Raw genomic sequence first — 21,040 nt, forward strand, 5'->3', positions numbered from 1 at the left:
CGCATTGCCTGCGCCTGGGCGCGGGACGAACGGCGCTCGCCAATTCCCTTTCGCACGGGGATGGCGGCGCGTGCTTGCGCAGTCGGCTCCGTGCATGGATACCGGATATCTGGAGCTAGACTGACATGACGACTGTGAATTCTTCCGTTGATTACAAGGTGGCCGACCTGGGCCTGGCAGGCTGGGGCCGCCGTGAAATCGCCATTGCCGAAACTGAAATGCCCGGCCTGATGGCGACCCGGGAAGAATATGCTGCCAGCCAGCCGCTCAAAGGCGCGCGCATCGCCGGCAGCCTGCACATGACGATACAGACAGCCGTGCTGATCGAAACCCTGAAGGCGCTGGGCGCGGAAGTGCGCTGGGCCTCGTGCAACATCTATTCCACACAGGATCATGCTGCGGCGGCGATTGCTGCCGGCGGCACGCCGGTGTATGCCGTCAAGGGCGAATCGCTGGAAGAATACTGGGAGTACACGCACCAGATCTTCTCCTGGCCCAATGGCCAGCATGCCAACATGATCCTGGACGACGGCGGCGATGCTACCCTGCTGCTGCATCTGGGCACGCGCGCCGAGTCCGATCCGTCGGTGCTCGACAATCCCTCCAGCGAAGAAGAGCGCGTGCTGTTCGCCGCCATCCGCAAGCAACTGGCGATCGACCCCAAGTGGTACTCGGTACGCCTGGCGCAGATCAAGGGCGTCACGGAAGAAACCACGACGGGCGTGCACCGCCTATACCAGATGTCGCAGAAGGGCGAACTGGCCTTTGCCGCCATCAACGTCAATGATTCGGTGACCAAGTCCAAGTTCGACAACCTGTATGGCTGCCGCGAATCGCTGGTGGACGGCATCAAGCGCGCGACCGACGTGATGGTGGCCGGCAAGACCGCCGTGGTGATCGGCTACGGTGACGTGGGCAAGGGTTGCGCCCAGGCGCTGGCTGCGCTGCGTGCCCAGGTCTGGGTGGTGGAAATCGACCCGATCTGCGCCCTGCAGGCAGCCATGGAAGGCTACAAGGTCGTGAGCATGGACGAGGTGGCCGACAAGGCCGACATCTTCGTCACGGCGACGGGCAACTACCACGTCATCACGCGTGAGCACCTGTACCGCATGAAGGATCAGGCCATCGTCTGCAACATCGGCCACTTCGACAACGAAATCGACGTCGCCAGCCTGGAAGAGCTGGAGTGGGAAGAAATCAAGCCGCAGGTCGATCACGTCATTTTCCCTGACGGCCGCCGCATCATCCTGCTGGCCAAGGGGCGCCTGGTGAACCTGGGTTGTGCGACCGGCCATCCGTCCTTCGTGATGTCGTCTTCGTTCACCAACCAGACCATTGCGCAGATCGAGCTGTTCACGCGCAACGAAGCCTATACCAAGGGCAAGGTCTACGTGCTGCCCAAGCACCTGGATGAAAAAGTGGCGCGTCTGCACTTGAAGAAGCTGGGCGTGAACCTGAGCGTGTTGCGCCCGGATCAGGCGGCTTATATCGGCGTGCCGGTTGACGGCCCGTTCAAGCCTGATCATTATCGCTATTGAGGCAGGCTGACGCGCCAGGCCCCGCGTCTACAGGACAGGGGTAGCTGGCGCGCCTTCGCCACAGGAACGGCGGGGGCACGGGTTGCAGACTGCTTCGCGCAGGATTTCCATTACTGTCTGTCATAGGAGCTGTGCCATGTTTCTACTGATCTGGATCCTTAATGCTGTTGCGCTGCTGATCGTCGCCTCGATCCTGCCTGGTATTGCCATCTCCAGTTTCTGGTCTGCCCTGGCGGCTGCCGTCGTGCTCGGCCTGCTCAATGCCGTGGTCAAACCTATCCTGGTGTTCCTGACCTTTCCCATCACCATCGTCACGTTGGGACTGTTCCTGTTCGTGATCAACGCACTGGTGTTCTGGCTGGCAGGTTCCCTGTTCCGTGGCTTCACGGTCAACGGCTTCTGGTGGGCCCTGGCGGGCGCCTTGCTGTACAGCCTGATTTCCAGCGCCTTGTCTTCCCTTCTGGTGAAATGACTTCCCTTTCATCCCAATACGCCATCAGCCTGGAATTCTTTCCGCCCAGGGATCTTGCTGCGCAGGAACGCCTGGTCCGGACGGCCAAGCAATTGATGGCATTGAACCCTGGCTACGTCAGCGTCACTTTTGGCGCTGGCGGCGCGACTCGCGATGGTACGGCCGACACGGTGCGCACGTTTGCGAACCTGGGCTGCGAGGTGGCGCCGCACCTGGCTTGCATAGGCACCAGCCGCGCCGACCTGTCAGCCATTCTGGGGGCTTATCGCGAGCAGGGTGTCAGGCGGGTGGTGGCCCTGCGGGGCGATCTGCCGTCGGGCATGGGCAGCCTCTACGGTGAGTTCCGCTATGCCAGCGAACTGGTGGCCTTCATTCGAGAAACCACGGGTGACTGGTTCCACATCGAGGTGGCGGCCTATCCGGAAATGCATCCCCAGGCCGAAAGCCTGGCGCGTGACATGGACCACTTCGTGGAAAAAGTGCAGGCGGGCGCTGACAGCGCCATCACCCAATACTTTTTCAATCCCGATGCCTACTCGGATTTTGTCGAACGCGCACAGGCGCGCGGCGTCGCGATTCCCATCATTCCGGGCATCATGCCCATCGTCAACAATACCCAGCTGACGCGTTTCTCGCAGATGTGCGGGGCGGAAATCCCGCGCTGGTTGCGCTTGCGGCTCAATGATTACGCAGATGATCGCGAGTCGCTGCGCGCCTTTGGCGCGGACGTCGTGGCGCAGTTGTGCCAGACCTTGCTGGAACGCGGCGCACCGGGCCTGCACTTCTATACCCTGAACGGCAGCGAGGCGGTACGCAATATCTGGCGTCGTCTCAGCCCTGGGGAACTGTAGCAGGCCGTGCCAGCTTGCCGGTGGCGGTAGAACATGGCTGCCAGCTTGCAAGGGGGATGGCTTGCCTCAGACTATGAACGCCTAGGGTCAATGAGTCGTGGCCGTGGCGCTGGCGTATACATGGCTGCGCCTACCGTCCAGCGCATGGGCGGGTTCGCCTGCCACAGTGACACGTCGGACGACGCGCGGCTGAGTGCCGTAGTCGTTGATCGCATAGTGTTGTGTTGCACGATTGTCCCAGATGGCGACGTCGCCTGGCTGCCAGGACCAGCGTACAGTGTTTTCCAGACGGTTGGTACGGTTCTGGAGTATGTCGAACAGGACTCTGGATTCAGTGGAGCGCAAGCCGATGATGCGCTTAAGGAAGTGGCCCAGCAGCAGATTGCGCTCGCCGGTTTCGGGATGCACGTGCACCAGAGGGTGTGCCGTCTCGAAGCGTTTGGAGAGAAACACTTCGGTGTAATGGCGCAGCTGTTCGCTGGAGACTTCCTGCCGGTTGGCCGCGTAGTCGTATTCATTGCTGTGTATGGCCCAGGCCTGGTCTACAAATGCCTTGAGCGTGTCTGGCAAGTCTTGATAGGCCGTGGCGGTGTTGGCCCACACGGTATCGCCACCATATTCTGGAATGACGACGCCACGCAGGACCGCAATTTTCGGGTAATCAGGTACGAAGGTGACGTCGGTGTGCCAGGAATCGGCACGACAGCCGCCTTTGGATGCATCCAGTTCCAGGATACTTTCACTTTGTTGGAGCGCGGGCTGAGTGGGGTGTGGAACCAGCGTGCCGAACAATCGTGCAAAGGCTTCGTGACTGGTATCGTCGAGGTGATGCTGGCCCCGGAAGAACAGTACTTTGTGCGTCAATAAGTCGCGATACAGGCGTTGAAACAGCTCGGGCGCGAGCGTGTCGTGCAAGGTGACACCATGGATCTGCGCGCCGATATGGCCGCTCAGTTTTTGCAGGGAGTATTCACTGTGGACTTCGGGCGAGGCAATTTCGGTGACAAAGCTCATGACGGTTCCAGTTGGCGAAAGTGTCGAAGGGCCTGCGCATCGGCGACGGTTTGCCGCTGAGGCGATCTCTTGTTGCGTCCCGATTTTCTCGGGCGGGGCTGCCTTGCTATTTCAATGTCGGGCTGGACTTTCGCCAACGATATTTTGCTGCTTTGCTTATCGGCATTATCAAATGCAGATTATTGAAATTCCTTTTGTTTATTAATGGCTTATTTTCTTCGTTGAGACGATTTCCTACCTGGATGCAAAGGCAGGAACCCGCCGGGGGCGGGTTCCTGGTCGTACATCTTTACTGGCGTAGCGCTGGGGTGCTTGCCCTGCTTGCGTGTCAGGCCGGCATGCGCGGATACCAGCCGCCAGGCGTCAGCACGGCGTCCAGCTTCGCATCGTGGCCGGCGGGCTGGTAGTCCACCGGCAGGCGTCCTTCTTCCCACGAAATGCCCAGCGCAATCAGTGCGGGATTGGCTTGGCGCAGTTGTGCCAGCGTGCGGTCGTAATAGCCGCCGCCGTAGCCCAGGCGGTCGCCTTTGGCGGTCCAGCCCAGGGTAGGGACCAGCACGACATCCAGGCACGCATCGGCAGCTGCCAGGTCCGGGCCATCGACTTCCTGCACGCCATAAGCGCCGGTTTTCATCGGACTATCGGGATGCCATGCGCGGAACACCAGTGGCTGATCCGCGCTGATGACGGCAGGCAGCAGGACTTCCAGTCCGTCTTCCTCTACCCATTTCGCCAGCAGCGGCAGCAGGTCGGGCTCGCCGTCCAGGGCATGGAAAGCGGCAATGCGAGCGGGCGACGCGTGGCCAGCCTTTTCGGCGGTTTCGCGTCGCAGCGCCAGCCAGGTAAAAAGCCGGCCGCGCAACAGCAGCCCGCCGCGGCTGCGGTTGGCGTGATCCATGTTGTTTCGCCGCTCACGCAGCGTAGTCCGCAGCGTGGCTGCGGTATCCTGTATGGTATTAGCGGTTTTCATGCGGAATGCCAGTCATGAGTCATAGTCAAGTATCAGCACGGTATCAGAAATCGGCTGGGAGCGTCCGTCCTGCCTGGCGCGCCTGGTTGGGGGCTTTGTTGTTGGCCGGCACGGCGCCGGTGCTGGCGCAGGAGGGCAGCTTGCGCCTGGCTTCGCTGTCGCCGCAGATGCAGCCGGCGCAGCGCAATGCCGACAGCGCCTTGAGCGCGGCACGGGAAGCGTTCCAGAAAAAGGATTGGAAGGCGCTGCCTGGACTGGTGGAAAGCGCGCGCGACGCGGAACTCGGCATGTATGCCGAATACTGGATGTTGCGCTACCTGTTGACCGAGCAACGCACCATAGACCCGACCCTGCTGCAGGCGTTTGTCGACCGTTATCCCGGCACTTACCTGGCGGACAAGCTCAAGGGCGACTGGGTTCTGGCGGCGGCGCGCGCCGGTGACTTTGCGCAGGTGCGCCGTGTCGGTGACGTACAGGTAGGCAGCCCGCAAGTGAGCTGCGCGCAACTCGATGCGCGCTATCGTGGCGGCGAGACGGTGCGTGATCTCGATGCCGTTACCGTGTTTGCGCCGGGCAATGCCTGTTGGGCGCTATTCGACAAACTGTCCGCTGACAAGGTATTGGACCGCAGCACGCTGGTGCTGATGTGGCGCGACCTGCTCGATGAAAACAAGCTGGCTCACGCGCGCCGCATGGCTTCCTATGTGCTGAATCCGGCCGAACTCAAGGAGTACGACGCGGCGCTGAAGAATCCCATGCAGTGGCTGTCGCGCCAGGAACAACGGCTGCGTACGCCGGCGCAGCGCGATATTGCCACGGTGGCGTTGTCGCGCCTGGCGCGCAAGAACATGGAGGATGGCGACGCCTATCTGCGCCGTGCCTGGAACGGCCGCCTGCCGGAAGAAGACCTGAAATGGGTGCGCAGCCAGTTCGCGCTGGTTGCCGCGCTGAACCTGAACCCGGTTGCCCACCGTTGGTACCAGGAGGCCGATGGCGTGCGTTTGACCGAGTACAACGCCGCCTGGCGGGTCCGGGCCGCGTTGCGCCAACCCGAAATCGACTGGGGCTGGGTGTCGCGTTCCATTGCGCAGATGACGCCGTCGCAGCGTAACGAATCCGTCTGGGTGTACTGGAATGCGCGCAGTCTGAAGGCGCGCGGCCAGGAAACGGCTGCCAATGATGCATTTGCGTCAATTGCCGGAGAATACGGCTTCTATGGCCAGCTGGCTGCCGAGGAGCTGGGATTTGCCATTGCACCGCCACCGGCTCCTGCGCGAGTCACGGCGGCTGAACTGGCGGACGTCGCGGCCAACCCTGGCCTGCGCCGTTCCATCGCGCTGTTCCGTGAAGGCTGGCGGGCCGAAGCCGTACCGGAATGGAATTTCGCGTTGCGCGGCATGAATGACCGGCAGTTGCTGGCGGCGGCTGAATTGGCGCGCCAGGAACATATTTACGACCGCGTGGTGAATACATCCGAACGCACGCGCGACCAGATTGATTTCTCGCAGCGCTATATCGCTCCCTTCGAGGGGCGGGTGAGCGCCCAGGCGCGCGCCATCGACCTGGACCCGGCATGGGTCTATGGCCTGATCCGCCAGGAATCACGTTTCATCACCGATGCACGTTCGACGGTAGGCGCGTCGGGGCTGATGCAGCTCATGCCGGGCACAGCCAAATGGGTGGCTAAAAAAATCGGCATGACGGATTTCCATCCGTCCAGGGTCAACGAGTTCGAGGTCAATACGGTGCTGGGCACCAATTACCTGAACATGGTCCTGCAAGACTTGGATGGTTCACAGGTGCTGGCCAGCGCGGGTTACAACGCCGGGCCCAAGCGGCCGGTGCTGTGGCGTTCGCGCCTGACACACCCGGTTGAAGGCGCAATTTTCGCCGAGACCATCCCCTTTACGGAGACCCGTATCTACGTGAAGAACGTCTTGTCCAACGCGACCTACTATGCCGCCATGTTCACGGGCGAGCCGCAGTCGCTCAAGGCCAGGCTGGGCAATATCGAGCCCAAGGCCAATGCCGCGGTGGACCTGCCGTGAGCCAGGATACCGTTGCCACGCCAGGCAAGCGGGCAGACGACAGCCTGGCTGGCCTGGATGTCTATGAAGTCGGCGGCGCCGTCCGCGACGAACTGCTGGGCCTGCCCGCCGGCGACCATGACTGGGTCGTCGTCGGCGCCAGGCCGGAAGACCTCGCGGCACGCGGCTTTCTGCCGGTGGGCGGCGACTTTCCGGTATTCCTGCATCCCAGGACCAAGGAAGAATATGCCCTGGCGCGCACGGAGCGGAAGTCCGGGCGGGGCTACAAGGGCTTTACGTTCCATACCGGGCCGGAAGTCACGCTGGAAGAAGACCTGGCCCGCCGCGACCTGACCGTCAATGCCATCGCCCGCCGCCCGGATGGTGTGCTGGTGGACCCATATGGCGGCGTGGCCGATGTGCGAGCCCGACTGTTCCGGCACGTAGGGCCGGCGTTTGTCGAAGACCCCGTACGGATACTCAGGCTGGCGCGGTTCAGCGCCCGCTTCACGGATTTCCGCGTGGCCGACGAAACGCTGGCTCTGGCGCGGGAAATGGTGCGAGCGGGCGAGGTAGACGCGCTGGTGCCAGAGCGGGTCTGGAAAGAGTTGTCGCGTGGGCTGATGTCCATGCAGCCTTCCCGTATGTTGCAGGTCTTGCAGGACACCCATGCCCTGGCGCGGATTGCGCCCATGCTGGCGCTTGATGGGGCGCCCGAGAGTTGGGCCGTGCTGGATCGGGCTGCGCAGGCTGGTTTGCCGCTGGCCGGACGCTACGCCTTATTGGGCCGCACCGCCAGTAATGTGGCAGCCTTGTCCAGCTTGTGGAAAGTGCCGTCTGAATGTGCAGATCAGGCACGCCTGTTGCCAGTGGTATTGGCCGCGGCAGCAGAAACCGGCGCTGGCCGCCTGGATGCGCTGGAAACCTGCGACGCCTTGCGCAAGCCCGAACGCTTTTTGGCCTTGCTGGATGCCGCCAGTTTGCTGGTGCCGGTGGATATTCGTGCCTGGCGCCAGGCGCTGGATGCCGTGCGTGGGGTGGATGCGGGCGCAATTGCGGCTGCGCTGCGCGAGCAGCCCCAGGCCATCAGGGCCGCAGTGCGGCAGGCCCGCGCAATGGCGTTGCAGGCCTTGCCGGAATAGAGCAATAGCGGGGGCCCTTCGGGGTAGGCCCATGTCGTGTCGTTGGATGGACTGCACGCCATGCGGCAGGCCGGCGAGCCGTTGGTGCAACCCATGTGGCTAGTGAAACACGGCCTCCAGCGTGGGGGCCTGCAGCAGGCGCTGCGCCCATAGTGACAGGCTGGTGCCGTCCGCGTGCTGCAGTTTGTCGCGAGTGGCGGGAGATAACTCACCGAAACGCAGGCTCAGCAACTGCGCGAGCAAGGCTGCCTGACCTGCAGCCAGCCCTTCTTCATGCCCTTTCTGTTTGGCGTAATCCAGCGCCAGCTGTTCGTCTGCGATTGCCATTTCACGGCGCAGGGCGAGTAGCCGAAAGTCTCTGTCGGCATACATATCTTCCAGATGCTGCAAGGCTTCCCGCACAGGGGCGTGTTCGATGCGGTTCATAGGATTCTCTTCCAGGTTGTGATGCAGGCAGGTCACCCAGTCAGTGAGCGCCGGCGGAAATGCATGCAGGGTTTCCGCCTTGGTGAGTTCGATTATATGGACCTGCATGGCCTGGCCCAATTGCACCGCGGGGAGCCGCGAGTCGCGCAAGGTAAAGTGCCAATCTGCCTGGCCGGGAACGTCCGGGTACAGGTCGTGCTCCAGCAGGCCGATACTGATGGCAGGTTTAAGTGATTGATATTGCTGGCCTGCAGTCAACTGATCCGAGAGCATGCGGGCCAGATAGAACATATTGCACAAGGGCCATTGCGGGTAATGGCGCAGCTGCATTTCGACATTGAACAGGCTGCCGTGCGTATCCTGCGCCAGGATATCCAGAATAATCTGTTTGCTGGAAACGTCAGCCGGCAGAATATTCGGGTTACGTATCTGTACGACTTCTATGGGCGGTTCGCGGTAACGCACCGCATTGATCAGGTCGGTGAGCAGGTGCCGCTGCTGTGAAAACAGGGTCTTGAAGACCAGATCGTTACTGAGCGCCAAGGTCCGGCGCCTGAAGGGCGGCGGGATGGCATGCGTGCCGGTATCCGAGCGGGGAGTCGTCATGATGGTGCTGTGCCTGTATGCGAAAACGGGACAGGAACAGTCTGAAGGAGCGGCGGCAAGCTCGCGGGATGAAACGATCCCGTTCTGGATGGGGAGTTATACCCGCATCCTCAGGCAGCCAGCGGCTCGTGTGTGGGCGGGATGGCCAGCGAGGCACTTTCAGAGCATGTCGCGGCGGTCGCCTCGCAGGAAACCCAGCAGGGGGGCTTCGATGTCGCGCCCGATGACCAGGACTTTGAAGAGCTCGCCCATTTCCGCCTCTGACAGCAGCTTTTGTATCGGGGCCACCTGGCGCGCGTAGGCGAGGCTGTCGCTGCTGTCCAGGGTGGATAGCCATTCCAGCAGGCCGGCATTGGCCAGGAAACGTGCCTGGGAGGTATAGCCCAGAACCTCCAGGCCGCCTGCCAGCGCAGCATCCGCCATGGCGGTGAAGTCGACGTGCGCCGTGATATCCTGGGCGCCGGGCACGACCAGGGGATCGCCGTGCGCATGGTGGCGTAGATGGCACATCAGCGTGCCTTCGGCACGCTGCGGATGGTAGTACTCGTGGCGTGGAAAGCCATAGTCGATCAGCAGCGCGGCACCGCGCAGCAGCCATCGGCCCATATCGTGTATCCAGGCCTCGGCGCGCAGATTGACTTCCGACACATAGCCGGGCAGGGGTGGCATGCGGCTGGCGACGGTGTCGGACAGATCGGCGGAAGCTGGCTGGTCCAGCCAGACAAACTCGCCCTGGTCACCCAGGCCGACATGTCGTTCAAGCAATTGGCCGCTGTCATCCCAGCGGAACAGCTTCACGGGCATGGCATCGAGCACCTCATTGGCAACGACGCAGCCTTGCCAGCCTGCCGGCAGGGTGTCGCGCCATTGCACGCGGTCGCCAAAACGCGCCAGGCGTTGTTGTTGACGCGCCCTCAGGTCGGCAGACAGCTCCAGGATTTCATAGCGTACCGGCAGCCCCAGCGCATCCAGGCTGTCCAGCAGGCCTTCGGCCAGCGCGCCGCTGCCTGCGCCGAATTCCAGCACGTTCAAACTGTCGATCTGTACCAGGACTTCTGCCATCTGGCGCGCCAGGGTCGCTGCAAAGGCTGGCGTGAGTTCGGGCGCGGTAATAAAGTCGCTGCCCGGTTGGGGGGCCGCACTGGCATCAGGATCGGCGGCGAGTTTGACCTGTGCGCCGCTGTAATAGCCCAGGCCCGGTTCATACAACGCCGTTTCCATCCAGGCGTCGAAGGGCAGGGCACCACCAGCCTGTCCAATTGCCGCTGCCAGGCGTTCGCGCAGCTGCTGGCTGACGGCCAGGGTGACGGGGTCCAGGCGTTGAATCAGGGTGTCCAGGGAAGGATGCATGGCAGAGTGGCAAAAAGGCAGCGAGGGAAACGGGGTATTGTCCCATGCCGGGCGGCCGGGTGTGCAGGCCGTGCTGCACGCCAGAAGGGAGGATGGGGGCAGATAGAAAAAGCGGGAAGCGGCCCGGAGGGGCGGCTTCCCGCTTTTTTGCGGTACAGGCACCAGGTGGCGACGCGTCAGGGACGCTGCTGGGTCACCGAGTCAGTGCCGCGAGAGCTTAGCGGCGGAAATCGCCACGGGGAGCGAATTCGCGGCGCTTGTCGCCCTGGCCTTGCGTACGGCCGGCACCGGCGGTCTTGACGTAAGGTTTGCCGGCATGAGCTTCACCACCTTCACGGCGCGCGCGCGGGGCACGGTCACCGAATTCGGCGCGGGCCGGGCGTTCGCCGCGGTCAAAGCCGGGGCGCTCGCTACGTTCCGGACGGGCGGGACGGTCACCGCGGTCAGCGAATGCAGGACGGTCACCACGATCGAAGCCGGGGCGTTCGCTGCGTTCCGGGCGGCTGAAGCGTTCCGGACGTGCCGGGCGGTCACCACGGTCGGCGAACTCGGGGCGGGCCGGACGCTCGCCGCGATCGAAGGCGGGGCGTTCGCTGCGTTCCGCGCCGTCGGCGTTGTTACCGAAGCGGCTGGGCGACTTGCCGTACTTGCCCTGGCTGAATGACGGGCGCGATTCGCCGGGACGACGGCCACCGGGGCGGCTGCCCGGACGACCCTTGGGGCCACCTGCCGGACGGGCGCGGCGTTGCGGCTCCAGGCCGGGGATTTCGCCCACGTCCAGGGTCTGGCCGATGTAATGCTCGATACGGCGGATCTTGTGGCGCTCGCTGTGCGTAGCCAGCGTGAAAGCCTGGCCGTCGCGGCCGGCACGGCCGGTACGGCCAATGCGGTGCACGTAGTCTTCCGCCTGCATGGGCAGGTCGAAGTTGAAGGCGTGGCTGATGCCTTGCACGTCGATACCGCGAGCGGCAACGTCCGTGGCAACCAGGATCTGCAGCTGACCGCGTTGCAGCATGGACAGGGTACGCGTACGTTGACGCTGGTTCATGTCGCCGTGCAGGGCGGCGGCGCTGAAGCCGTCGTTGCTCAGCACATCAGCCAGGTCATCGGCGCCACGCTTGGTAGCCGTGAAAATGATGGCCTGATCCAGCGCCGTATCACGCAGCATGTGGTCCAGCAGACGCAGCTTGTGGGCGGCATCGTCGGCGTACAGCAGGGTTTGCGTGATGTTCTGGTGCTTGTCGCGGTGGCCGGAGATGTCGATGCGCTTGGGTTCGCGCATCATGCGTTCGGCCAGGCGAGCCACGCTGCCATCCAGCGTCGCGGAGAACAGCAGGGTCTGGCGCGATGCCGGGGTGGCCGCGACGATGGTTTCGATGTCTTCGATGAAGCCCATGTCCAGCATGCGGTCGGCTTCGTCAAGAACCAGCGTGTGGACCGTGGAGAGGTCGACGCGGCGCGATTTCAGGTGGTCGATCAGGCGGCCGGGCGTGGCAACCAGCACGTCCACGCGGCGCGACAGGGCGCGCAGCTGTGCGCCATAGGGCATGCCGCCGACGGCGGTGGTGGTGCGCAGGCCGGGGATGTTCTTGCCGTAGATCTGCGTGGCCTCGTTGACTTGCAGGGCCAGTTCGCGGGTCGGGGCCAGCACCAGGATCTGCACGCCACGGCCTTGGTTGGTGGGCTTGCCGACTACACGCTCGAGCGCGGGCAGCATGAAGGCGGCGGTCTTGCCGCTACCAGTCTGGGCCGAAACCATCAGGTCGTGGCCGGCCAGTGCTTGCGGAATGGCTGCGGCCTGGACGGACGTGGGGGTGGAAAAGCCAGCTTCAGTCAGAGCGGACAGCAGTGCGGGCGATAGCCCCAGGGTATCAAAAGTCATAGGTAAAAAGTTTCCCAGGGACGCACGAAGGCATCCCGATAATGGGTGTACGGCAGCAGGGCGGGAGAGGTGCCTGTGGCGGTACGGTTGAACGGAGCATCGTGCCGACCGGAACAACCGCAGCGCGTGGGTTCCTGGCGGAACCTGAGCGTAGGGAAAGAGGTCAGGGAGCGATGACGGCCATCATGGGCGAAGGTCTTGGACCGGACGACTGCTGGCGCACAGGGCGCGAAATGATGGCACGGACATATGCAGTGCCGCGATTTTAGTGTTAACCCCAGGAAAAATCCAGGGATTTCAATTGGCTGTTGTTTTTTGCCGCGTGATTCGCGCAGTCGAAAGGTGCGCGCTGTGCCTGGACCCAGATCGGACAGCCAATGGAAGAAATACATTTCTTTCGTTCAGACACTTCTGGGGCGCAAGAAAAGATCTATCCATATCGCTTATCGCTCATTCCGGAAACAGCCCTTCCTGCCGGCCTGCTTGGGATGTATCGGTGCGCCAGGCGATGGCTGGCAGGTGCCGTTCGGCCAGCCATTCGTTGACCCGGCGAAAATGCCCGCATCCCAGGAATGGTACCGGCGGGCGGCGGGCCGACAAGGGCGAGGGGTGGTTGGCGCACAGCACCAGATGACCCTGGCCTGCCGGCAGCAGCGCCTGCTTGGCCTGGGCGTGGCCGCCCCATAGCAGGAAGGCGGCAGGTTCTGCCCGGTCGGCAATATGGCGTATCAGTGCATCGGTGACGATTTCCCAGCCGCGTTTGGCATGGGCGGCTGGCTGGCCATCTTCCACTGTCATCACGGTATTGAGCAGCAGCACACCCTGTTCGGCCCAGCGGGTCAAGTCATTGCCCCAGTGGGCGATGGCCGTTGCGGCAGGAATTTCCGGTAGTGCGGCACGCGCGCCATCATCCCGGGCGATTTCCAGGAACATATTGCGCAGGCTGGGCGGGCGCTTCATGGCGTCCGGTACGGAGAAAGCCAGCCCCTGCGCCTGTCCCTGCCCGTGGTAGGGGTCCTGGCCGAGAATGACGACGCGGGTCTGGCGGGCGGGCGTCAGTGCCAGGGCCCGCCATGGATGCGGCGGATAGATCACGGCGCCTTCCGCCAGCCTTCGGGCCAGGAAAGCGGCGACGTCCTGCCGTGCCTGGGCGACAGCGGGTTGCTGCAATACGGCCAGCCACTCAGGGTCCAGGCCGGTAGTCTCGGGGTGCAGGATTTGCTGCGTCAGGGATGCGGGAGCGGGAAGGGAGGCCATGCGGAGCTGCCATGAGAGAACAACGATGGCGGCAAGCATAGCAGGTGGAGCGGCGGGCCTGCCCGGCCCAGGCTCCGGCAGCAGCACGCCGCCGTTGCGGCGGCGCGCCGGACTGGCGGGAGGCTGTTGCCCCGCCGTGGGGAATCAACGGCGGGTGATCAGCGCACCCAGCAGGAAGGAAACCGCTGCGACCACGCCCAGGGCCTGCCAGGGTTTGGCCTGGATGCATTCCTCGGCGGAATCGACGTAGCCGCGTACTGTCTGCGTAGCGGTGGCTGCCTTGTCTTCCACGATGCCGCGGACCTTGTAAATCTGGTCTTCCAGGCGGGCGCGCAGTTCTGCGACGTCGGCGTCCTTGTCCTGCAGGGCAGCTTCCAGGTTGCCGAGCGCTTCCAGAACGTCCTCGCGCAGCGAGTCCTGTACATCCTGGCCGGCGCGTTTACCGACACTCTTGATTTCTTCGTAACCTTGTTCGAGACCACGGCTGGTGCGATTCAGAATGCCCATCATCGTTCTCCTTGAAGATGCGTCCAGGAATAGACGCCATTAGCTTAATTATCGGTGGAAATCCCGATGGCGTCACCCTTGTTTTGTTGCCGGATGCTGCCATGCCTGCCCTGCTGCGCCGAAGATGTTTCCGGAGGTTATCCCTGGGTTGACCGAGATGGATGCTGTTCATATCATTCGTACTGAAATGAATTCTATTGAAGTGATTTCATGGGGAATGATTCTGTGAAAAATAATAGCGGTGTGCAGGACTACGAGCTGCGCATCCTGCGCTCCCTGAGGCGCATCACCCGCGCAATCGCCCTGCATTCCAGGCATCTGGAATCCTGCAGCCACATCACGGCGCCGCAGCTGGTCTGCCTGCGCATCGTGATTGAGGCCGGGCCGCTGACGGCGACGGCCATCAGCAAGGAAATGCACATCAGCCCAAGCACGGTGGTGGGCATCCTGGATCGCCTGGAAGACAAGGCCTTGATCCGGCGCGAGCGCGGCAAGGAAGACCGGCGCATTGTGTTCATCACGGCGACGCCAGCCGGCGTTGCGCTGGCGCGGCAGGCGCCCTTGCCATTGCAGCAGGCGCTGTCGGCCGGCTTGTCCAACCTGCCGGAGATAGAACGGGCGACCATCACGCTGTCGCTCGAACGTATCGTCGGGTTGATGGAGCCGGAATTGCCGGGCGCGCAGGCGGCGCCGGAAAGCGCAGCGGAATTGGCATCGCCCTTGCTGGAAGTGCCGGATGGCGATACGGCGCCTGAATCGGGGCTGGCGGTATGAGCGCCGCGGGCTACCAGATCGCGCGCGGAGGTGCGCCTCCAGGCGCGGCGAATTACGTTCTGGATGCGCCCGTCGTGGCTGACGGCGCGGCCATCCATGCACTGATTGCGGCGAGCCCGCCGCTGGACCTCAATTCCGTCTACGCCTATCTGCTGTTGTGCGAGCATTTCAGCGCTACCTGCGTGGTAGCGCGCCAAGGCGCCGATATCGACGGCTTCGTTTCGGCCTACCTGCCGCCGGGACGCGAAGATACGATTTTCATCTGGCAGGTTGCCGTTCATGAGCGCGCCCGGGGCCAGGGATTGGCCCGGAAGATGCTGGCGCATTTGCTCGCGCGCCCCGCCATGAAGTGGGTGCGCTACCTGGAAACCACCATAGGACCTGACAACCACGCCTCGCGCCGCACGTTTGCGGCACTGGGCGAGGCTCTCGGTGCCCCTTGCACGGAACGTCCGTTGTTTGACGTTGCGTTGTTCGGCGGCGCCTCCCACGAGGACGAGCGTTTGCTGCGCTACGGCCCGTTCCACTTTCCATCGCGTTGATCCTGTTCCCGGGCGCCGGCTGTATGTGCATGGCGCGGCCGGGCGGCGCAATGGTCATCCGGCGCAGTACCGGTTCCCCCCCCTTGGGCATGGCCCCGGGAACCAGGGGGCGGCTGGCGGGATGGGCGATGGATTCATTCAAAGATGAAGCAAGGGAGGAAGCATGATGGATTTGAAAATATTCGACCGGATGGAGTCGGAGGTGCGGGGATATATCCGCTCCTTTCCGGTGATATTCAGCCAGGCCAGGGGATCGCTGCTGGTCGACGAGGAAGGTGGCGAGTATGTAGATTTCTTCAGCGGCGCAGGCACGCTGAACTACGGCCATAACAATCCCGTATTCAAGGAAAAGCTGCTGGAATATCTCGGCGCTGACGGGGTCGTGCACGGGCTGGACATGGCCACCAGTGCGAAGAAGCATTTCCTTGAATCCGTGGAGCAACTGCTGCTTGCGCCGCGCGGCTGGCGCTACACCCTGCAATTCACCGGGCCGACCGGCACCAATGCCGTGGAAGCCGCGCTGAAGATTGCCCGGCAGGTGACGGGACGCAGCAACGTGGTGTCGTTCACGCATGGCTTCCACGGCGTCAGCGGCGGTTCGCTGGCCACGACCGCCAACGAAAAGTTCCGGGAGGCCGCCGGAGTGGCGCTGGGCAATACGGCATTCATGCCCTATGACGGCTACTTCGGGCCGGATGTCGACACCATGGTCTATTTCGAGCGCATGCTGGAAGACCCGTCCAGCGGCCTGGACAAGCCAGCGGCGGTCATCGTGGAGACGGTGCAGGGCGAAGGTGGGGTCAATGTCGCCACGGTGCGCTGGCTCAAGGAGTTGCAGCGCCTGTGCCGCCGCCATGAAGTCCTGCTGATCGTCGATGATATCCAGGTGGGCTGCGGCCGTACCGGAAAGTTCTTCAGTTTCGAAGCCATGGGCTTGCAGCCCGACATCATCACGCTGTCCAAGTCGCTATCCGGTTTCGGCCTGCCCATGTCACTGGTACTGATGCGTCCGGAACTGGATATCTGGAAGCCGGGCGCGCACAGCGGCACGTTCCGCGGTAACAACCTCGCGTTCGTAACAGCAGCACAGGCGTTGGAGAGCTACTGGCGCGACGATGCCTTCAGCCGCGAAATAGCGCGCAAGGAGCGCAAGGTCAGGGACTGGTTGGAAAACCTGGTGCATAGCTACCCGGATGCGGGCCTGGCGGCACGGGGGCGCGGCCTGATACAGGGGCTGGTCTGCCAGGACGATCCGGCGCTTGCAGGCCGTATCGCGGCCCAGGCGTTCAAGCATGGCGTGGTGATCGAAACGTCCGGCGCGCATGACGAAGTGCTCAAGCTGCTGCCGGCGCTGACCATTGAGGACGAACTCTTGGCGCGCGGCCTGGATGTGCTGGAGCGCAGCGTGGCCGAGGTGCTGGCCGTCTCGGGCCGCCGGGCACGGATTCTGAAAATCGGAGGAGTACGCTGATGCTGGTCAAACATGTGAATGACGTCGTGGGGACAAGTGACGAGGTCCGCACCGATACCTGGATGAGTCGCCGCGTCTTGTTGAAGAAAGACGGCATGGGGTTCTCGTTCCACGAGACCACCATTTTCCCCGGGACCGAAACCCATATCCATTACCGCAACCACCTGGAAGCCGTGTGGTGCATCGAAGGCGATGGCGAAATCGAAACCATCGCCGATGGCCGCAAGTATGCGTTGGGGCCCGGCGTGGTCTATGCGCTGGATCAGCATGACGAACATTGGCTGCGCGGCGGCAAAGAGCCGCTGCGTGTGATCTGCGTTTTCAATCCGCCCTTGACCGGCAAGGAAGTGCACGACGCCGAGGGCGTCTATCCGCTGGCGCAGGAGAGCTGAGCCGTGAGCAATGCCGTGCGGTGTCTCGCCGCACGGAAAGGAGAAAACGTCATGATTACCCCTACGCTGGACCCTTACGCATCCCGCACCGACCGCGACGCCGGCATTGTGCAGCGTGTCGAACCGGTCATCCACGGTGGCGGGAGCTATGCCGATGCCTTGAACCTCGGGCAGCAGGAAGCTTATACACGCGATGGTTTCATCGTGCTGGAGGATTTATTGCCCGCTGATGAAGTAGATATCCTGCTGGATGAGGTTGACCGGATGACTCGCGATCCTGCTATCCGGCAGCGCGAGGAGGCCATTACGGAAAAAGGCAGCAATGCCGTCCGTTCCATCTTCCGTGTGCATGAACTGAGCCCCATCATCCAGGCGTTGGCCCAGGATGAGCGGCTGCTGAACGTGGCCCGGCTGATACTGGGGTCGGAAGCCTATATCCATCAATCGCGCGCCAATCTCAAGCCCGGCTTCAAGGGCAAGGATTTCTACTGGCACTCTGATTTCGAAACCTGGCACGTCGAGGATGGCATGCCGGCAATGCGGGCGCTCAGTTGCTCGGTATTGCTGACGGACAACTCGGCGGTAAACGGCCCTCTGATGCTGATGCCCGGCTCGCAGAACCAGTTCATTTCCTGCGTCGGCCGTACGCCTGAGGCTCACTATAAATCCTCGCTCAAGCAACAGGAATATGGCGTGCCGGATCCGGTCAGCCTGCAGTTGCTTGCGGAGAAAGGCGGCGTGGTTCCGGTCATCGCCAGGGCCGGTTCAGTGGTGTTTTTTGATTGCAACACCATGCATGGTTCGAGCAGCAATATTTCGCCCTGGCCGCGAGCCAACGTGTTCATGGTCTACAACAGCGTCGAAAATCGCCTGGGCCCGCCGAAATACGGCCTGTCTCCACGTCCGGAGCACATTGCGGCGCGAGTTGGAGGCGAGCCCCTGGCGGCGCTGCCGGCGGGCACGTTCATGCAACGGGTCCGGGCGTAACAGGCGTGCCGGCGCAGGCGCAGGGCGTAGCGGCGCCGGGTGCTTAGAAGCGCCGTTCCCTGCGCTATTTGTGCATTAGTGAGTGTTCATCATAGCGGCGAAAGCCCGCTGGGCGAACGCGTTGGCGTTGAAGCTGCTGGTGCTTTTGTGAGGAGGAGCCTTGGGGTATGGTTAGAAACGTTTTTCCAGTGTCAGCATCCATTGTCGGGTACGCCGTGTGTACAAAGCGGTGTGGCTGCTGCGAACCCGTTCGTACAGCAGACCTAGCTTGGGTTCAAAACCGGCGAAGGTTAGCTGAGAATGGCCAATACTGAGATTGGTTGTGAACCGGCGATCTTTGCGCCATTCATGTAGCAAGGTATCGACAGCGTCGTAACGACGAAATCCAATTTGTGCGAAAGCGTTTAGATTCAGTCCGTTCTCCAATTGAGTAGCGAAGCCTGCGTTGATGCTCCGCTGCCGGAAGGATTCGCTAGGTGCCGCTAGGCTATCTCGTTGATAGCTCAGACCTGCGAAGAGCGATGCGCGGGGGGTGATCATCCAGAGCAGGCCAGGAGAAATACTGGATGTATCGCCTTCATAGCTGCGTAGGCGCACATCGTAATAATGACGTTTGAGCCAGCGTGCGTATGTTGATACTTGCACGCTGGGCGTGAACCAATGTCCGATGCTGGCGTTCAGTCCCTCACCGTGGGAGTAGCGTTTGCCATCGAGCCACTGCCATTGCAGGGCAGGGCCTAGCGCCAACCAGCTAGATACAGTCTGGTTTTTGTAGTGGAACGCAAGTGCAATGGCGTTCTCGTCATAACCTGATAGGCTGGTGTAACGCAGGCCATCGACGGATGCGTCATAGGCCAGGAAGTGGTTGCCGCCGATATTGGCCTCTTGTTCCAGTATCAGGGCGTAGTTGGTGCCCCAGGACGATTGAGGCATGGCGTCTAAAGGCTTGCGGAGGATGACGTTGCTGAAGATGATGTCGCGTTCGTCACCGCTTTGGTTGACATTGCTATTGTGTATCAGCCGAAGACGCAGGCGCGGCACAACACGCTGTTGCTGGTCGATGGTATTCAGATAGAGCTGCGCGAGCTGGCGCATGCTGGGAGGCAGTGTCTCGTTGCCGGCGGTAGCTTCGAACTGGGTCCGGGCATCCCGGTATTGTTTATTTTCGAACAGCATCGCGGCCAGGTCGAAGCGGACGTAGTCCAGGCTGGCATCCTCATTCAGCATGTCACGGTATTGGGCGATTGCAGCGCTATGGTGCCGTTGCTGGCGGAGGATGGCGCCTTGGCCGTAGCGCACCAATTGTGGATCGTGACCAGGAGATTGTTGGTATAGGTGCAGCACATGAGCCAGTGTTTTCCAATCCTGGCTGTGTAACGAGGCAGTGATGACTATTTCGGCCAATTGCGGGTATTGGCGCAGGTCGTCGTCAGTGACAGAAGGGGGAGGGGCCTCAGCGTCAGCGACATGTCTGGGCGGGGCGGGTTGCTGGCGGCCTGTCGGTTGTAAGCGTTCTTGCCAATCGGAGTCCAGGCGGCGCAGATTTTCGATAGGTTCTTGTCGCGGGGGCTCAACGGTTTGAGCCAGTGTGTTCGTGGCAAGAGTACCCAGTAGACTAAGTAGCAAAGATACCTTGCCTACGTTCCGTAATGTGGAAACGAGGCAGGCTGGTGCGAAAGCAGAAAGCCGAAGTGAACGGAAATAGGCTGGGTTTGCGGATAGGCGGGGCATCGTGGGCAGAAGGCAGCAAACGTCCGGTATGGTGTGGCCGTTAGTGGCGTTTGTTTGACATGAGAGGAAGTCGCACATGTCATGCCAGCGGACGGCCGCTGATGGAAAAGATCAGCTAGGCGTGATGAGAGGCACCAAAGTCATTTGGCGACGGTCCCGCCTTGCGGTGCCGTCGCCAGAGACTCAAGTGACAGTCAGAGTAAGAGAGACTTCGTGAAGTCTCAGCGTTCCCCGATCAGTGCGTAGCCATTGAGTTTGTCCACCAGCTCGGTGCCGCCGAGTTGGCCTGCGACTTCCTCGGCGTTGGGGCCAAAGATACCCAGCGTGTAGGTCGAATTGGCGAGACCGGTGGCATCGAGGGAGGTGCCGCCATTGAGTTCCGTCAATGTAGCGACGCCGGATACGGACAGTTTGCCGCCAGCGGCGCTGATAGCAGCCGCTTGCAGATCACCTTGAATGTTGAATGAGCCCACCCCAGGACGATTGCCGGTGATATTTGCTACGCTGCCCTCACCGACCCAGCCGGCGCCGTCCTGACGGATTTCATAGAAGAAATCGCCATCACCTGCAACGATGTGGTTGAAGGCTTTGCCGGTATATTCGAATTTGTTGCTACCCGTGGGCAGCACGCTGGTCGTCGTCGTTTGGACGCCGACGGCTTCCTTGACGAAACTGCGGTCAGCTCCGCCCTGCAGGATGTTGCCCACTACAGAAGAGTGCGTCAGGCTGTGGACACGGTACACAGCGTTGTAGGTAGTGCTCCCTTCAGTGTGTGTGCCAGTGATACGAGTCGTCGTGTTTTTGAGCGACGGATCAGCGAGGTTGAAAGTGGTGGAAGGGCCGGGGGTATACGGCACACTGTTGTAGGTGAACGAGCCTTTGTAGATGGCATTGTCCAAAACGAAGGCATTCAAGGCACGGTCGTTGATGTTAAAGGCGGAAGCGTTTTGCGCAACGAATGCCAGGGTGATGGCCAGGAAGGGAGCTGTAGTGCGTAGTTTCATGATGTAGTTCCTTTGATGAGGAAGAGGAAAACAAGACAGGCTGTGGCTCTGATCATCACTACACTCCTGGTTATTTCTGAATGAAAAATGAAATCAA

General features: G+C 62.0%; 19 protein-coding genes. 10 read left to right on the plus strand and 9 right to left on the minus strand.

What is annotated here, in order from left to right; all coding sequences use genetic code 11:
* The first annotated feature begins 125 nt into the window (after positions 1-125).
* From ahcY to metF, 3 genes are all read left to right on the plus strand, one after another.
* A complete protein-coding gene (gene ahcY / locus EV679_RS02860) occupies positions 126-1,538 on the plus strand; it encodes an adenosylhomocysteinase (RefSeq protein ID WP_127775281.1) in 1,413 nt (470 codons plus the stop codon).
* 136 nt (positions 1,539-1,674) lie between these two features.
* Positions 1,675-2,010 carry a phage holin family protein gene (locus EV679_RS02865; protein ID WP_068367457.1) on the plus strand — a complete coding sequence of 112 codons (336 nt, stop codon included), beginning with the start codon at positions 1,675-1,677 and terminating at the stop codon, positions 2,008-2,010.
* The gene (gene metF / locus EV679_RS02870) at positions 2,007-2,861 is read left to right on the plus strand and encodes a methylenetetrahydrofolate reductase [NAD(P)H] (protein WP_068367455.1); all 855 of its coding nucleotides are present in this window, start codon (positions 2,007-2,009) and stop codon (positions 2,859-2,861) included. Before EV679_RS02865 ends, metF begins: the two co-directional genes overlap by 4 nt.
* 87 nt (positions 2,862-2,948) lie before the next feature.
* Here the strand turns inward: metF and EV679_RS02875 are convergent, their stop codons facing one another.
* Positions 2,949-3,875, minus strand: a complete 927-nt coding sequence (locus EV679_RS02875; RefSeq protein ID WP_130486466.1) for a TauD/TfdA dioxygenase family protein — start codon at positions 3,873-3,875, stop codon at positions 2,949-2,951.
* A gap of 328 nt (positions 3,876-4,203) precedes the next feature.
* Positions 4,204-4,845, minus strand: a complete 642-nt coding sequence (locus tag EV679_RS02880) for a 5-formyltetrahydrofolate cyclo-ligase (protein WP_068367453.1) — start codon at positions 4,843-4,845, stop codon at positions 4,204-4,206.
* 14 nt (positions 4,846-4,859) lie between these two features.
* Here EV679_RS02880 and EV679_RS02885 point away from each other — a divergent pair, with 14 nt between their 5' ends.
* Positions 4,860-6,893 (plus strand): lytic transglycosylase domain-containing protein, encoded by a 2,034-nt coding sequence (locus EV679_RS02885; RefSeq protein WP_127775277.1) that lies wholly within the window; start codon positions 4,860-4,862, stop codon positions 6,891-6,893.
* The gene (locus tag EV679_RS02890) at positions 6,890-8,014 is read left to right on the plus strand and encodes a tRNA nucleotidyltransferase/poly(A) polymerase-related protein (RefSeq protein ID WP_127775276.1); all 1,125 of its coding nucleotides are present in this window, start codon (positions 6,890-6,892) and stop codon (positions 8,012-8,014) included. The genes EV679_RS02885 and EV679_RS02890 overlap by 4 nt, the downstream gene beginning before the upstream one ends.
* Before the next feature lie 99 nt (positions 8,015-8,113).
* Here the strand turns inward: EV679_RS02890 and EV679_RS02895 are convergent, their stop codons facing one another.
* From EV679_RS02895 to EV679_RS02915, 5 genes are all read right to left on the minus strand, one after another.
* Entirely contained in the window at positions 8,114-9,046 is a 933-nt protein-coding gene (locus EV679_RS02895) for an Rpn family recombination-promoting nuclease/putative transposase (protein WP_130486467.1), read from the minus strand.
* 159 nt (positions 9,047-9,205) lie between these two features.
* Positions 9,206-10,396, minus strand: a complete 1,191-nt coding sequence (locus tag EV679_RS02900) for a class I SAM-dependent methyltransferase (protein ID WP_130486468.1) — start codon at positions 10,394-10,396, stop codon at positions 9,206-9,208.
* A gap of 217 nt (positions 10,397-10,613) precedes the next feature.
* The gene (locus tag EV679_RS02905; RefSeq protein WP_130486469.1) at positions 10,614-12,278 is read right to left on the minus strand and encodes a DEAD/DEAH box helicase; all 1,665 of its coding nucleotides are present in this window, start codon (positions 12,276-12,278) and stop codon (positions 10,614-10,616) included.
* 450 nt (positions 12,279-12,728) lie between these two features.
* The gene (locus EV679_RS02910; RefSeq protein ID WP_083969376.1) at positions 12,729-13,535 is read right to left on the minus strand and encodes a uracil-DNA glycosylase; all 807 of its coding nucleotides are present in this window, start codon (positions 13,533-13,535) and stop codon (positions 12,729-12,731) included.
* A 144-nt stretch (positions 13,536-13,679) separates the two neighbouring features.
* Positions 13,680-14,045 carry an ElaB/YgaM/YqjD family protein gene (locus EV679_RS02915; RefSeq protein ID WP_083969375.1) on the minus strand — a complete coding sequence of 122 codons (366 nt, stop codon included), beginning with the start codon at positions 14,043-14,045 and terminating at the stop codon, positions 13,680-13,682.
* Between the two features lie 207 nt (positions 14,046-14,252).
* Between EV679_RS02915 and EV679_RS02920 the strand changes: the two genes are divergently transcribed.
* From EV679_RS02920 to thpD, 5 genes are all read left to right on the plus strand, one after another.
* Positions 14,253-14,816 carry a MarR family winged helix-turn-helix transcriptional regulator gene (locus tag EV679_RS02920; protein WP_068367443.1) on the plus strand — a complete coding sequence of 188 codons (564 nt, stop codon included), beginning with the start codon at positions 14,253-14,255 and terminating at the stop codon, positions 14,814-14,816.
* The gene (gene ectA, locus EV679_RS02925; protein WP_068367441.1) at positions 14,813-15,358 is read left to right on the plus strand and encodes a diaminobutyrate acetyltransferase; all 546 of its coding nucleotides are present in this window, start codon (positions 14,813-14,815) and stop codon (positions 15,356-15,358) included. Before EV679_RS02920 ends, ectA begins: the two co-directional genes overlap by 4 nt.
* Before the next feature lie 166 nt (positions 15,359-15,524).
* Positions 15,525-16,829 carry a diaminobutyrate--2-oxoglutarate transaminase gene (gene ectB / locus EV679_RS02930; RefSeq protein WP_068367830.1) on the plus strand — a complete coding sequence of 435 codons (1,305 nt, stop codon included), beginning with the start codon at positions 15,525-15,527 and terminating at the stop codon, positions 16,827-16,829.
* Positions 16,829-17,221: an ectoine synthase gene (locus EV679_RS02935; protein ID WP_068367439.1), complete on the plus strand. Its 393-nt coding sequence runs from the start codon at positions 16,829-16,831 to the stop codon at positions 17,219-17,221. The genes ectB and EV679_RS02935 overlap by 1 nt, the downstream gene beginning before the upstream one ends.
* A gap of 51 nt (positions 17,222-17,272) precedes the next feature.
* Positions 17,273-18,208 (plus strand): ectoine hydroxylase, encoded by a 936-nt coding sequence (gene thpD, locus EV679_RS02940; protein WP_130486470.1) that lies wholly within the window; start codon positions 17,273-17,275, stop codon positions 18,206-18,208.
* Between the two features lie 171 nt (positions 18,209-18,379).
* Here thpD and EV679_RS02945 read toward each other — a convergent pair whose 3' ends face one another.
* Entirely contained in the window at positions 18,380-20,017 is a 1,638-nt protein-coding gene (locus EV679_RS02945; protein WP_130486471.1) for a surface lipoprotein assembly modifier, read from the minus strand.
* Between the two features lie 143 nt (positions 20,018-20,160).
* Complete coding sequence (locus EV679_RS02950; protein ID WP_130486472.1) at positions 20,161-20,943, minus strand: factor H binding protein domain-containing protein; 783 nt, start codon at positions 20,941-20,943, stop codon at positions 20,161-20,163.
* Positions 20,944-21,040: the final 97 nt, after the last annotated feature.

Origin of the sequence: Kerstersia gyiorum, from assembly GCF_004216755.1 — a bacterium.
GTDB classification, from domain to species: domain Bacteria; phylum Pseudomonadota; class Gammaproteobacteria; order Burkholderiales; family Burkholderiaceae_B; genus Kerstersia; species Kerstersia gyiorum.

Coding starts and splice junctions, on each gene's coding strand:
- ahcY (WP_127775281.1), top strand. CDS start 126: ATGACGACTGTGAATTCTTCCGTTGATTACAAGGTGGCCGACCTGGGC.
- EV679_RS02865 (WP_068367457.1), top strand. CDS start 1,675: ATGTTTCTACTGATCTGGATCCTTAATGCTGTTGCGCTGCTGATCGTC.
- metF (WP_068367455.1), top strand. CDS start 2,007: ATGACTTCCCTTTCATCCCAATACGCCATCAGCCTGGAATTCTTTCCG.
- EV679_RS02875 (WP_130486466.1), bottom strand. CDS start 3,875: ATGAGCTTTGTCACCGAAATTGCCTCGCCCGAAGTCCACAGTGAATAC.
- EV679_RS02880 (WP_068367453.1), bottom strand. CDS start 4,845: ATGAAAACCGCTAATACCATACAGGATACCGCAGCCACGCTGCGGACT.
- EV679_RS02885 (WP_127775277.1), top strand. CDS start 4,860: ATGAGTCATAGTCAAGTATCAGCACGGTATCAGAAATCGGCTGGGAGC.
- EV679_RS02895 (WP_130486467.1), bottom strand. CDS start 9,046: ATGACGACTCCCCGCTCGGATACCGGCACGCATGCCATCCCGCCGCCC.
- EV679_RS02900 (WP_130486468.1), bottom strand. CDS start 10,396: ATGCATCCTTCCCTGGACACCCTGATTCAACGCCTGGACCCCGTCACC.
- EV679_RS02905 (WP_130486469.1), bottom strand. CDS start 12,278: ATGACTTTTGATACCCTGGGGCTATCGCCCGCACTGCTGTCCGCTCTG.
- EV679_RS02910 (WP_083969376.1), bottom strand. CDS start 13,535: ATGGCCTCCCTTCCCGCTCCCGCATCCCTGACGCAGCAAATCCTGCAC.
- EV679_RS02915 (WP_083969375.1), bottom strand. CDS start 14,045: ATGATGGGCATTCTGAATCGCACCAGCCGTGGTCTCGAACAAGGTTAC.
- EV679_RS02920 (WP_068367443.1), top strand. CDS start 14,253: ATGGGGAATGATTCTGTGAAAAATAATAGCGGTGTGCAGGACTACGAG.
- ectA (WP_068367441.1), top strand. CDS start 14,813: ATGAGCGCCGCGGGCTACCAGATCGCGCGCGGAGGTGCGCCTCCAGGC.
- ectB (WP_068367830.1), top strand. CDS start 15,525: ATGGATTTGAAAATATTCGACCGGATGGAGTCGGAGGTGCGGGGATAT.
- EV679_RS02935 (WP_068367439.1), top strand. CDS start 16,829: ATGCTGGTCAAACATGTGAATGACGTCGTGGGGACAAGTGACGAGGTC.
- thpD (WP_130486470.1), top strand. CDS start 17,273: ATGATTACCCCTACGCTGGACCCTTACGCATCCCGCACCGACCGCGAC.
- EV679_RS02945 (WP_130486471.1), bottom strand. CDS start 20,017: ATGTGCGACTTCCTCTCATGTCAAACAAACGCCACTAACGGCCACACC.
- EV679_RS02950 (WP_130486472.1), bottom strand. CDS start 20,943: ATGAAACTACGCACTACAGCTCCCTTCCTGGCCATCACCCTGGCATTC.